The sequence below is a fragment of the Caballeronia calidae genome, from assembly GCF_900044055.2.
Taxonomy (GTDB): domain Bacteria; phylum Pseudomonadota; class Gammaproteobacteria; order Burkholderiales; family Burkholderiaceae; genus Caballeronia; species Caballeronia calidae.
This window is the reverse complement of record NZ_FCOX02000003.1, coordinates 133,870-146,589: the sequence shown is the minus strand read 5'-3', so window position 1 is coordinate 146,589 and position 12,720 is coordinate 133,870. Positions and strand designations below refer to the sequence as shown.

Genomic DNA, 12,720 nt, shown 5'->3' with positions numbered 1-12,720 from the left:
GTCCTCAATCCAGCCGGAGTCTTGCTTCGGCGTAGGCGTATAGCGGGCGCCACAACAGTCGGTTGAACAGCGTGACGAACAGCGACATCACGGCGATGCCGAGAATGATTTTCGGGTAATCGCCGTCGGCGGTCGTCTGGGCGATGTAGGCACCGAGGCCGTGCGCGACGACTTTCGTGTTGCCCCACGACACCGCCTCCGCAACGATGCTCGCGTTCCACGCGCCGCCCGAAGCGGTGATCGCTCCGGTGATGTAATAAGGAAAGATGCCCGGCAGCATGGCCTTCTTCCACCACTGCCAGCCGCGGATCTGGAAATTGGTCGCGGCCTCGCGATAATCGTTCGGATAGGCGGACGCCCCCGCGATCACGTTGAAGAGGATATACCACTGCGTTCCGAGCACGATGAGCGGCGACAGCCAGATATCCGGGTTCAGGTTCCAGCGCACGATCACGACGACGAACACCGGAAACAGCAGGTTCGCCGGGAACGCGGCGAGGAACTGCGCGAGCGGCTGCATCTTCTCCGCGAGCGACGGACGCAGGCCGATCAGCACGCCGATGGGCACCCAGATCACCGATGCGATCGCGATCAGCACCACGACGCGCAGCAGCGTGACGAAGCCCATCAGGAACACGTGGCCGACTTCGCCCCACGTGACGCCCGTCGCGACGAACGACGCGACCTTCCACACGACGAACACCGCGACCAGCAGCACGGCCGTGCCCCATGCGATATCGCCCGTGCGCGTGGACGGCACCCGCGCGCGCAGCGGCAGCCCGACGTTCTCGAACGCGCCCTGCAGCGACGGCAGCCGGATCGGCACGCGCGCCAACCTGGCGAGGATCCAGCCCGCCGGCACGAGCAGACGGTGAATCAGGCGCGTGCGGCGGATCAGGTCCAGCAGCCACGACGACGGCTCGTTGCCCGAGCTCGTGAACTCCATGCGGAATTTGTCGGCCCATGCGACGAGCGGACGGAACATCAGCTGGTCGTAGGCGAGGATCACGATGATCATCGCGAGGATCACCCAGCCGATCGCGGAGAGATTGCGCTCGCCGATGGCCGTGGCCAGATACGCGCCGATGCCCGGCAGCACGATCGTGCGGTTGCCGACCGTGATCGCCTCGGATGCGACCACGAAGAACCAGCCGCCCGACATCGACATCATCATGTTCCAGATGAGGCCGGGCATCGAGAACGGCACTTCCAGCTTCCAGAAGCGCTGCCAGTTCGTGAGGTGAAAGCCGCGCGAGACTTCGTCCAGATCGCGCGGCACCGTGCGCAGCGACTGGTAGAAGCTGAAGGTCATGTTCCACGCCTGGCTCGTGAAGATCGCGAAGATCGCCGCACACTCCGCGCCGATCACGCGCCCCGGGAACATCGCGAGGAAGAACGTCACCGTGAACGAGATGTAGCCGAGCACCGGCACCGACTGGAGGATGTCGAGAATCGGCACGAGCACGAGCGACGCGCGCCGGCTCTTCGCGGCGAGCGTGCCGTAGACCAGCGTGAAGACGAGCGACGCCACCATCGCGGCGAGCATGCGCAGGGTCGTGCGCAACGCGTATTCGGGAAGGTTCGCGGGGTCGAGCGAGATCGCCTGCGTCTGCAGTGTCGAGATCGGCGCCAGGGTTTCGTGAAAACCGACGGCGGCGAGCGCGATCATGCAGATGATCATCGGGAACGCCACGAAATCCCAGCGGTTGGGCAGGAGCCGCCACGCCGACGCATTCGCCGTGCGATTCAGATTGAAACCAAATTCCATGCAAGGCCCTCCCCGTAAGGCTTTGTTCCGACCGCGCGAGCGCGGGATGTTGCTTGAGACGGCACGCGGGCCGTCAGGCGGGCAAGAAGCCTTTTGCCCGGGACGGCCTCATGCTCAACGCATGCAGCCGTCAAAACGACGACACGCAGCGCGCGATCGGCGGCGCCGGGCGGTCGCCGCGTCGGAAGATGCCCGCGCTGAACCGAGCGACACTACACCAACCGATATGACAGGCACAACCTTCATGCGGTCCGGCGCGCGAATCGTGCGATGTTTCTGTTGCTCTTCGGCACGGCACGGGCAAAATGAAGGGCCGCCCGCGTCTGTCGCGCCCCGGCGCCCGCGTGATTTCGCTTCCTTTCAGTCCGGCTGCGGTCGCGCCAGCCGGGCGGCGAGGCGCAGAGCGCTCGTGCGCGGCGCGCGTCCGTTGTGTTGGGCGCACGTCGCCCGCCGTAACAAGGCGCTTGATAGGCGGGCAAAAACATCGTCCAATCTTGGCTATTACGAACAATAAATTGAGCGCCGATGCGATGCGAGACGCCAGATTCGAGCCGGAAAACCGCCTGTGCCACGCCCGCCGTCCCGTTTCGGGCATGAGCCGAGGAGCGGCGGACCTCACGCGTTGCAAGCCGCGCGCCCGCCCTGCCCGCTTCGCGCAGACCGGCCCGGCCGGACGGCCCGGCGCGCGCTGCCCGCGCGCGGCGTGACTTTTCAGCCCGCCCGAGATCGATGAACAAGCTCATCCTGCACCGTGTGATCGCGACGCTCGGCATCGCGGCGCTGGCATTCGCGTGCTGGATCGCCGCCGGCTTGTTGTCGGACCGAATGGTACAACAGGAGATGACGGCGACGGTGCGCACCGAGCGCCAGATGGCGGCATCGATCGTCGACAACATGGCGCAGATCATCGCGAGCGATCTGGCGATGTCGCGCGCCATTCCCGCCACGCTCGCGCAGATGGACCTCACGCAGCGGGCGCTGGCGGAGTCGCGGAATTATGCCTCGAACCCGGCCGCGACGGAACTCGAACGCCGCAAGGACTGGAGCGCACGGCCCGCCCTCGCCAAGGTGAACCTCTTCCTGCACGACGCCCAGGGGTTCTCCGGCCTCGATTCCATCTGGCTCGTCAATGACAAGGGCTTCTGCATCGCGGCGAGCAATGCGGCCGACGACGACAGCTTCATCGGCTACGACATGAGCGGGCGCGGGTATGTCGTGCGGGCGCTGCTCGGCGGCTTCGTCGAGATGTACGGCGTCGGGCGTCTGTCCGGCGAGCCGGGCATCTTCATCGCGGCGCCCGCCTACGAGGACGGCCTGCTCGTCGGCGCGGTGATCGCGAAGGTGAGCATCGACCGGCTGCGGCACTGGGTGTCGCGCGCCGGCACCTTCGTGACCGACGAGAACGGCGTCGTCGTGATGGCGCACGACGGCCGGCTCGAATACGAGGCGATGCCCAACGCGCCCGTCGAGCGCATGACGCCGCGCGAGCGCATCGAGCATTACCGGCGGGAGTCGTTCCCGGAGCTGCGCGTGTCGCACATCGGCGAGCAGATGCGCGCCTCCGAGCACTGGCTCGCGCCCGCGCTCGCGCAGACCTTCTACGCCGCGAACGGCAGCAACGTGCCTTCGCTGTACGACGAGCGCACCGGACTCAATTCGGGCCTCTCGGCGCACATCGTCCATCCGCTCACGAGCTGGCCGGAAATCAGCCGCAACCACAGCCGCGACCGCCTGCTCGTGTTCCTGACGATGGCGGGCGTCGTGACGCTCGCCATCGTGATCGCCACCTCGTACTCGCGCGAGCGGCGCCTGCACCGCGCGACGCGCGATCTCGCCGAGCAGTTGCAGTCGGCCAATACGCTGCTGTCGGCCGAGGCCCGCCACGATGCGCTGACCGGCGCCCTCTCCCGGCGCTATTTCCTCGATACGTTACGTCACGAAGTGGAGCTCGCGCGCTCGGTCGGCACGCCGCTGTCGGTCGCTATCGCGGATCTCGATCACTTCAAGCAGATCAACGACCGCTTCGGACACGCGTCGGGCGACCGCGCGCTGGAGCACTTCGTCGAAGTGTGCCGCGCGCAACTGCGTCCAAGCGATGCGATCGGCCGGCTCGGCGGCGAGGAGTTCGGCATTCTGCTGCCGCAGACTTCGCTCGCCGATGCGCAAGCCGTGCTGGAGCGCCTGAGAAAGCGCTTCCATCACGAGCACTGCGCGCATCTGCCTGATGACGCCGCGCTGTCGGTGTCCATCGGCATCACCGAGCTCGCGCCCGACGACGCCCTCGAATGGATTCTCTCGCGCGCCGACCTCGCGCTCTACGAGGCGAAGTCGCGCGGGCGCGACCGCAGCGAAGTGCGTCCCGCCGACCCCGGCTCGTCCGCGCGGCAGGCGGAGAACACGCTCGCGGGCAAATAGCGCGCGGCCCTTCAGCGCGGCGTCGAGTCATCGCACGGTCACGTGCCTGTCGCGACGCGCACGCATCCCGCAGGTATCATCGATATTCGACGATATCGAATGCCGCTGGCCCCAATCGGGACAATCGGGAGGAATACATGAAGGGAAATCTGGTCATCGTGTGCCGGGATCAGGACGCAGAAACGTTCGACCACCTGCTCGCCGAATACGGCTCGTTTCAGACGCGGCTTTCGTCGACGGCGTGGTTCCTGAAGATCGACCTCGCGCCCGAAGTGATTCAGGAAGAGATTCTCTCGCGCCTCGGCAAGTACACGACGCACTACATCTTCGAGGCGTCGACGGTGACGTACAACACGGTGGACAGCGAGGCGGCGTCGGCGCTCGAAACCCTGTTCGACTGACGCCGCGCCGCCCGGTGATTCAGCGCGCCATTACAGCGCGCGCTCTTCGCGGCGTTCTTCCACCGTCCGCGAAGCGATGTCGAACGGAAAGACCATCGCGACTTGCAGGCCGCCCCCGGCACGATTGCCGATCTCGCACTCGCCGCCCGCGCGCCGCGCGAGCCGCTCCACGATGGCGAGCCCGAGCCCGCTGTGACCGCTGCCGCCGCGCGCCGGATCGAGCCGCACGAACGGCCGGCTCGCCTTGATGAGATCGTCCGGCGCGATGCCCTTGCCGTGATCGGATACCGACAGCACCCACCCCTTCGCATCCCGCCGCGTCTCGATGACGACAGGCGGCGCGCCATACGCGTGGGCGTTGTCGAGCAGATTCGACAGCAGGCGGTCCAGCGTGGCCGCGGGCAGCACGAAGGCCGGCCCCGCTTCGAGATCCAGGCGGATAGGCTGCGCGCCCGGAGTGACCGCGCGATACGCCCGCGTGATCCGCTCGCATTGCTCGTCGACGGAAACCGGCTCGCTGCCGTCCGCGCGGTCGTGCGCGAAGACGAGGAATTGATCGACGATATGCGCCATCGAATCGACGTCGCGCACGACGCCGTCGCGCATTTTCTCGTCGTCCATCATTTCGGCACGCAGGCGCAGGCGCGCGAGCGGCGTCTTCAGATCGTGCGCGACGCCGGCGAGCATCACTGCGCGGTCGTTCTCGGTCTGCGAGACCTCGCGCACCATCTGGTTGAAGCCGTGCGTGAGCTGGCGCAATTCGCGCGGGCCGCGCTCGGGCACGGGCGGCGTCGGCTGGCCGCGTCCGAAGCGCGCGACCGCCTGCGCGAGCGAGCGCAGCGGCGATTGCAACTGCCACGCGGCGAACAGCGCGGCGAGCACGGCGGTCGAGAAAATCAGCGCGAGCCACACCAGCATGCGGTCGCGCGAGCGCGGCGGACGCAACGGCTGCACCGGCACGACGATCCAACCCGCGTCCTTCGCGCCGTGCACCCACACGCTCGGCGGTCCGCCGGGCTCGTTCAGGCGCACTTCGGTGCCGTCGGGCAGACGGTCTTTCAGGTCTTCGACGAAGCGCTGCAGCGGCGGCGGGATGTCCTCGCCGGGCGGCTTCGGCACGTCCGCGCTACCGAGCGGCACGGTGTGCACGCGCGGCGGCAAGGGCTGATCCGGCGTATTGGCGATGTGCTGGCGCACCGCCTCGACGAGGAACACGGCTTCCTCGACGGCGAAGCGCGTCTGCACGTTGTCGCGCTCGAAGCGGATGATTGCGAACCACGCGACATGCGACAGCACCAGCATGCCGATGACGATGACGACCAGCCGCCCGAACAGCGTGTCAATTGCCCGGCGCATTTTGCTCGCCGTCCGGCACGAACACGTAACCGCGTCCCCGCACCGTCTGGATGAAGCGCGGCGCGGAAGGATCGGTCTCCAGGATGCGCCGCAGACGCCACACCTGCACGTCGATGCCGCGGTCGGTGCCGTCGTATTCCGGGCCGTGCAGCAGTTCGAGCAGGCGCTCGCGCGTGAGCGTGCGCATCGGGTTGTTCACGAAGATCTTGAGCAGCGCGAACTCGCTGCCGGACAGCGTGAGCGGCTTGTCGTCCTGTTGCAGCGTGCGCGACTGGAAATCCAGCCGGAAACGGCCGAACGAATACGGCTCGCGCTGCTCGGGCGCGGCCGAGGGAACGGTGCGGCGGCGGCGCAGCACGGCCTGCACGCGCGCGAGCAGTTCGCGCGGATTGAACGGCTTGCCGAGGTAATCGTCCGCGCCGAGCTCCAGCCCGACGATGCGGTCCACGTCGTCCGCGCGCGCGGTCAGCATGATGACGGGGATATCGTCGCCGGATGCGCGCAAGTGCTTGAGCGCGGTGAGACCGTCGACGCCCGGCATCATCAGATCGAGCACGATGAGATCGGGCCGCTCGCGCTCGATGCGGCGTTCGAGACCGCCGGCGTCATGCAGCACCGATACCTCGATGCCCTGCCGGACCAGATAGTCGCGCAGAAGGTCGCGCAGTTCGGCGTCGTCGTCGACGACAAGTATTTGCGTAGTCATGGGATGGAGTTTAGCGCGTGAGTCAGACCGAGATTGATGACAGCCGTGCCATAAGGGTTACCGGGTGTTACGACGAAAGCGAGGCGTAAACCGGCGTAACAAGCCTGACCGATGCCGTAACACGGGCACCGCCGGGAAGCCCTACGCTGTGTCTCACCGACAAGCGCAAGACCTCGACGCACCATCTGACGCATCGATCAAGGCCTCGCGGCTTCGGCTTCGACAACAATCAAGGGAGTATCAAGATGGCCAAGCAATACCGCATCCTCACTGCCGCCGCCGCTGCAATCGCGCTGACCTTCGGCACGGCCTACGCCGCCACGAACGACGCGCCGCCCGCACCGCCCCCCGGCGGCCCGGCGATGATGGACGGCCACGGCGGCCACGGCGGACATCGCATGGAAATGCGCATGCAGAAGCAACTGGACGAGCTGCACGGCCAGTTGAAGCTGAGTGCGGATCAGGAAAAGCTGTGGCAGACCGCGCTCACCACGATGAAGCAGAATCATCAGGCGATGCGCGAGAGCCACAAGCAGATGCACGACCAGTTCAAGTCGATGGAAAACCAGCCGATCCTCGATCTGAACGCGATGCACGCCGCGCATCAGAAGATCGAGGCGCAGAACGCGCAACTGCGCGAGCAGACCGCGACCGCGTGGCTCAACTTCTACAACGCGCTGAACGATCAGCAGAAGACGACCGTCAGCACGGCGCTCAAGAAGCACTTCGCGAAGATGCACGAGCATCAGCAGAAGATGCACGAGCGCTGGGGCAAGCACCGCGGCGGCCCGGACGGCGCGCCGGGAGCGGCAGCGGGCGCGTCGGCGACCGCGAAGCCGTAAGTCGGCACGGCGCATGAAAAAGGCCGCGGAGCAAACGCTCCGCGGCCTTCGACACATTCGGACGACGATCAGGCGAGATCGAACAGCAGCACTTCCGCGTTCTCGCCCTTCTCCACCGTGACCTTCGACACGTCCTCGAGCTTCGCGGCATCGCCGGCGCCGAGCGCCTCGCCGTTCACCGTCACCGCGCCGCGCGCCACATGCACATAGACGCGGCGGCCGGCCGGCACGTCGAAGTCCGCGCGCTCGTCGCCATTGAAGAGGCCTGCGAAGATGCGCGTGTTCGCGCCGATCTTCACCGAGCCGTCCGCGCCTTCCGGCGATGCGATCACGCGCAGGCGGCCGCGCTTGTCCTCGTCCGTGAAGCGCTTTTCCTCGTAGCCCGGCGCGCCGCCCGGCGCATCCGGAATGATCCAGATCTGCAGGAAGTGCGCGGTGTCCGTCGGCGAGCCGTTGAACTCGCTATGGCGCACGCCGGTGCCCGCGCTCATGCGCTGCACATCGCCGGGACGGATCGTCGAACCGTTGCCCATGCTGTCTTTATGCGCGAGCGCGCCGTCGAGCACGTAGCTCACGATTTCCATGTCGCGATGCCCATGCGCGCCGAAGCCCTGCCCGCCCGCGACGCGATCTTCGTTGATCACGCGCAGCGCGCCGAAGTGCATGTGCTCCGGATCGTAGTAATCGGCGAAGGAGAAGCTGTGATACGAGTCCAGCCAGCCGTGGTTGGCGTGACCCCGTTCGTTGCTGCGGCGAATCTCGATCATGATGTTTGCTCCCGCCCAAGGCGTTGTTTTGCGATGGAGAGAATGTAAGGGCGCGGCCCCTTTCAAACAACGCGCGCGGCGGCACTACATTGTTCCGCTGATGCATGTAATCGGACAGCTCCGGCTTCTCACCCGCGCGCCGCCCGCGTTCGGGTAAAATACCGCGCTTTTCGGCATGGCAACGGGTGGCGATCGCCCGCGAATCGCCCGCGCCGGGCATTCGGCACCGGAAAAACCGGCGCGCAAACCGCACGACGGCAGGGTTAGCAGCAACGGCGGCGCGCAATTTTGACCATCTAGAATACCGACCGCTGGCCGCGAAGCCGGAGAAGGCCGATGAAGGAACAGCCGAGCCGCGCGGGGAATGCGCCACCGGCTGAGGAGAAACATGAATAGTTTGGCATCGCGCGCAACGCCGTCACCCACGGACGCTGCCGCCAGGGCGTGGGCCTGCGGAACATCCCGCGCGGACGACCACCGCGCGCCGCGCCCATCGCACTCCATGCACGTAAGGCACCTTACCAAGGAATCACCATGTTGCAAGGCTACGGTCCGCTGATCCTCGCGGGCACCTGGCAGACCGTCAAGCTGGCGGTGCTGTCGCTCGCGTTCGCCTTCGTGATCGGCCTGATCGGCGCGGCGGCGAAGCTCTCGAAAAGCCGGATGGCGTCGGGTCTCGGCACCGTCTACACGACGCTCATCCGCGGCGTGCCCGATCTCGTGCTGATGCTGCTGCTCTTTTACAGCATACAAATCTGGCTGAACCTCTTCACCGATGCGATGGGCTGGGATCAGATCGACATCGATCCGTTCCTCGCCGGCATTCTGGTGCTCGGCTTCATCTACGGCGCGTATTTCACCGAGACGTTCCGCGGCGCCTTTCTCTCGGTGCCGCGCGGCCAGCTCGAAGCGGGCGCGGCCTACGGCATGACGCCTTGGCAGACCTTCTCGCGCATCATGTTTCCGCAGATGATGCGCTTCGCGCTGCCGGGCATCGGCAACAACTGGCAGGTGATGGTCAAGGCGACCGCGCTCGTGTCGATCATCGGTCTCGCGGACGTCGTCAAGGCCTCGCAGGACGCCGGCAAGGGCACGCTGCGTTTCTTCTTCTTCACGCTGATCGCGGGCGCGATCTATCTCGCGATCACCACGATCTCGAATCTCGTGCTGATCTGGCTGGAGCGGCGCTATTCCATCGGCGTGCGCAAGGCTGACCTCTAATCGGTCCATTCAAGAGCGGCAGGGATCATGATCGAAATCATCCAGGAATACTGGAAGAACTACCTCTTCACCGACGGCTACCGCATCACCGGTCTCGCGATCACGATGTGGCTGCTGGTCATTTCCATCGGCCTCGGCTTCTGTCTTTCGGTGCCGCTCGCGGTCGCGCGCGTGTCGAAGAACAGACTGCTGTCGCGCGCGGTGTGGCTCTATACGTATGTGTTTCGCGGCACGCCGCTCTACGTGCAGCTGCTGCTCTGCTATACGGGCCTGTATAGCCTGCAGGTCGTGCGCGATCACATGCTGCTCGCCGAGTTTTTCCGAAGCGGCATGAACTGCACGCTGCTCGCCTTCACGCTGAACACGTGCGCCTACACGACCGAAATCTTCGCGGGCGCCATCAAGGCGACGCCGTATGGCGAGATCGAAGCGGCGCGCGCGTACGGCATGTCGGGCTTCACGCTGTATCGGCGGGTGATTCTGCCGTCGGCGCTGCGCCGCGCATTGCCGTATTACAGCAACGAGGTGATCCTCATGCTGCACGCGACGACCGTCGCTTTCACGGCGACCGTGCCGGACATCCTCAAGATCGCGCGCGATGTCAATTCGGCGACGTATCAGTCGTTCGAGGCGTTCGGCATCGCCGCCCTGCTCTATCTCTGCATTTCGTTCGCGCTCGTGTGGCTGTTCCGCCGCGCCGAGCATCGCTGGCTCGCGTATTTGCGGCCGCAAGGCAAATAAAAGTCCATCGCGCGAGGCCAAGGACCGTCCATGAATTCCCAGAAGCACAAGCTAGTCGTCGACGACATTCACAAGCAGTACGGCAGCAACGAAGTTTTGAAGGGCGTCTCGCTCAAGGCGAACGCCGGCGATGTGATCAGCATCATCGGCTCGTCGGGCTCGGGCAAGAGCACGATGTTGCGCTGTATCAACTTCCTGGAGCAGCCGAACCAGGGGCGCATCTTCGTCGACGGCGACGAAGTCCGCACGGTGAAGGACAAGCACGGCGCGTTGAAAGTGGCTGACCAGAAGCAGTTGCGCCAGGTCCGCTCGAAGCTTTCGATGGTGTTCCAGCATTTCAATCTCTGGTCGCACATGAACGTGCTGGAGAACGTGATCGAGGCGCCCGTGAACGTGCTCGGGCTCTCGAAGAAGGAAGCCGAGGAGCGCGCGCGCACGTATCTCGAGAAGGTCGGCCTCGCGCCGCGCGTGGAGAAGCAGTATCCGTCGCATCTGTCGGGCGGACAGCAGCAGCGCGTGGCGATCGCCCGCGCGCTCGCGATGCATCCCGACGTCATGCTCTTCGACGAGCCGACCTCCGCGCTCGATCCGGAACTCGTCGGCGAAGTGCTGAAAGTGATGCAGACGCTCGCCGAGGAAGGCCGCACGATGATCGTCGTCACGCACGAGATGGCGTTCGCGCGCAACGTGTCGAACCACGTGGTGTTCCTGCACCAGGGGCGCATCGAGGAAGAAGGCCACCCGGATGCCGTCTTTGGCAATACGAAGAGCGAGCGCCTCAGGCAGTTCCTGTCGGGCAGCCTGAAGTAAGCGGCAACCAGCAACCTTCCACTCCAGAAAAGGCGCCCGCGAGGCGCTTTTTTTGCGTCCGCGCGCGGGCCTGCCAATCTCTTTCCCGCGCCTCTTCGACCTAGCGCCGCGCCACGTTCGCGTCAATAGGCGACAAACCTGACCCTGAAACTTACAACGCGCTGAAGCCTCGACGGCATAAGGCTTTGCGGGGCGTTTCCCATCCTGTGGGTAGCTTTCCTACCACATGGGCATTGCATTTTTGACACAAACATCCCGGAAGAGTCGATTTTCTTTGGCGGCTAAAACGTATTTTGTTAAATTGGTAACGAAAGTACCAAAACGAAGTACCGAAAAAGTAGTTTTACTTCAAAAGTCCAAAAGAAACAGAGGAACGACACCGATCGACGGATCGGCGTCGGGTTCGTGCCCACGACGCGCGAATCGCCACAGCACCACAGCCCGCGCGTGTCCTTCCTCTGAAAACAATTTTCGGTTGGGTGCGCTCGCATCGAACCACACAGCAGCACTTGGGTTCCATTTTCTGACAGGGTTGGAGGAGATGATGAAGAAAGCTTTGCTCGCGTCGGCAGCACTGCTGACGTTCAGCGCGGTCGCGCACGCTCAGAGCAGCGTGACGCTGTATGGCCGCCTGGACGCCGGGCTCGAATACATGAACGGTGTGCCGACCGGTCCGGCCGGCGCGCCCGCCACCGGCAGTTCGCACCGTTTCAAGGCGGAAAGCGGCGACTGGGGCACGAGCTTGTGGGGGATGAAGGGCGTCGAAGACCTGGGCGGCGGCTATCGCGCCGTGTTCCAGTTGGAAGGCAGCTTCAACACCATGACGGGTCAGGGCCCGGGCGGCGGCGGTCTCTTCAATCGCTGGGCAACGGTCGGTATGGCGAACAACCAGTTCGGTACCCTGTTGATGGGCCGTATGCTGTTCATCTCGAACGGCGTGTGGGACTTCGATCCGTTCGGCCAGTCGAACTGGTCGTCGGCATCGCTGGTGCGTGGCCGCAACTGGCCGCAATCGAGCAACAACATTTCGTACCAGTCGCCGAAGGTCGCGGGCTTCGACTTCTACGGTCAGTACTCGCTGTCCAACGCGACGAACTGGAACGGTAACGGCACGACCCCGCAAGGCCGCGAAGCTGGCGCGTACATCACCTACACGTCGCCGCTCTTCCAGATCCGCGGTATGTACGATGAAATCCGCAACCCGGCGAACGGTACGCTCGGCGGCGCATACAACCCGATCGACGGCGGCAACGGCGGCAACGGCGCATACGCGTACTCGCGCGAGTACACGGCGATGTTCAACCTGTTCCTCGGCCAGTTCAAGGTTCAGGGCGCTTACCAGGCGATCCGCTCCTCGGGCATGACGGGCCAGTTGGCCGGCCAGCCGACCACACTCGATCACGAGTGGGGCGGTGTGACGTGGCAAGCGACGCCGGCGGCGGCACTGATCGCCGCGGTCTACCACGTGAACGGCAACAACGGCGCGGGTAACGCGACCATCTACACGGTCGGCGGCTCGTACAACCTGTCCAAGCGCACCCTGCTCGACCTGCAGGTCGCGACGGTGCAGAACAGCAAGGCCGCGAACTACGGCCTGAACGCCAACAACTTCGGCTCGGCTGCCTCGACGGACAACCCGTTCCCCGGCCACAGCCAGACGGGCGTGTACGCAGGTATCCAGCACTCGTTCTGA

At 65.2% G+C, this 12,720-nt stretch carries 11 protein-coding genes; 7 read left to right on the top strand and 4 right to left on the bottom strand.

Annotation, left to right across the window (positions count from 1 at the left end):
• Positions 1-4: 4 nt before the first annotated feature.
• On the bottom strand, positions 5-1,768 hold the full coding sequence (locus tag AWB78_RS04505) for an ABC transporter permease (RefSeq protein ID WP_062602660.1): 1,764 nt from the start codon (positions 1,766-1,768) through the stop codon (positions 5-7).
• A 729-nt stretch (positions 1,769-2,497) separates the two neighbouring features.
• Between AWB78_RS04505 and AWB78_RS04500 the strand changes: the two genes are divergently transcribed.
• Both AWB78_RS04500 and AWB78_RS04495 read left to right on the top strand, forming a co-directional pair.
• Positions 2,498-4,183, top strand: a complete 1,686-nt coding sequence (locus AWB78_RS04500; RefSeq protein ID WP_062602658.1) for a sensor domain-containing diguanylate cyclase — start codon at positions 2,498-2,500, stop codon at positions 4,181-4,183.
• A gap of 137 nt (positions 4,184-4,320) precedes the next feature.
• Positions 4,321-4,584 (top strand): double-stranded DNA-specific endonuclease, encoded by a 264-nt coding sequence (locus AWB78_RS04495; RefSeq protein ID WP_014190806.1) that lies wholly within the window; start codon positions 4,321-4,323, stop codon positions 4,582-4,584.
• Between the two features lie 30 nt (positions 4,585-4,614).
• Here the strand turns inward: AWB78_RS04495 and AWB78_RS04490 are convergent, their stop codons facing one another.
• Together AWB78_RS04490 and AWB78_RS04485 are read right to left on the bottom strand one after the other, a co-directional pair.
• Complete coding sequence (locus AWB78_RS04490) at positions 4,615-5,940, bottom strand: ATP-binding protein (protein ID WP_062602656.1); 1,326 nt, start codon at positions 5,938-5,940, stop codon at positions 4,615-4,617.
• Positions 5,924-6,646 carry a response regulator gene (locus AWB78_RS04485; RefSeq protein WP_062602654.1) on the bottom strand — a complete coding sequence of 241 codons (723 nt, stop codon included), beginning with the start codon at positions 6,644-6,646 and terminating at the stop codon, positions 5,924-5,926. The genes AWB78_RS04490 and AWB78_RS04485 overlap by 17 nt, the downstream gene beginning before the upstream one ends.
• Before the next feature lie 245 nt (positions 6,647-6,891).
• Here AWB78_RS04485 and AWB78_RS04480 point away from each other — a divergent pair, with 245 nt between their 5' ends.
• Positions 6,892-7,488 (top strand): Spy/CpxP family protein refolding chaperone, encoded by a 597-nt coding sequence (locus AWB78_RS04480; protein ID WP_062602653.1) that lies wholly within the window; start codon positions 6,892-6,894, stop codon positions 7,486-7,488.
• 68 nt (positions 7,489-7,556) lie between these two features.
• Here the strand turns inward: AWB78_RS04480 and AWB78_RS04475 are convergent, their stop codons facing one another.
• Positions 7,557-8,255 carry a pirin family protein gene (locus tag AWB78_RS04475; protein ID WP_062602651.1) on the bottom strand — a complete coding sequence of 233 codons (699 nt, stop codon included), beginning with the start codon at positions 8,253-8,255 and terminating at the stop codon, positions 7,557-7,559.
• A 534-nt stretch (positions 8,256-8,789) separates the two neighbouring features.
• Here AWB78_RS04475 and AWB78_RS04470 point away from each other — a divergent pair.
• The 4 genes from AWB78_RS04470 (at position 8,790) to AWB78_RS04455 (ending at position 12,720) form a co-directional block, all read left to right on the top strand.
• Positions 8,790-9,476, top strand: a complete 687-nt coding sequence (locus tag AWB78_RS04470; protein WP_062602650.1) for an ABC transporter permease — start codon at positions 8,790-8,792, stop codon at positions 9,474-9,476.
• Between the two features lie 27 nt (positions 9,477-9,503).
• Entirely contained in the window at positions 9,504-10,217 is a 714-nt protein-coding gene (locus tag AWB78_RS04465) for an ABC transporter permease (protein ID WP_062602648.1), read from the top strand.
• Positions 10,218-10,247: 30 nt separating this feature from the next.
• Positions 10,248-11,027 (top strand): ABC transporter ATP-binding protein, encoded by a 780-nt coding sequence (locus AWB78_RS04460; protein WP_062602647.1) that lies wholly within the window; start codon positions 10,248-10,250, stop codon positions 11,025-11,027.
• Between the two features lie 544 nt (positions 11,028-11,571).
• Positions 11,572-12,720: a porin gene (locus AWB78_RS04455; protein ID WP_062602963.1), complete on the top strand. Its 1,149-nt coding sequence runs from the start codon at positions 11,572-11,574 to the stop codon at positions 12,718-12,720.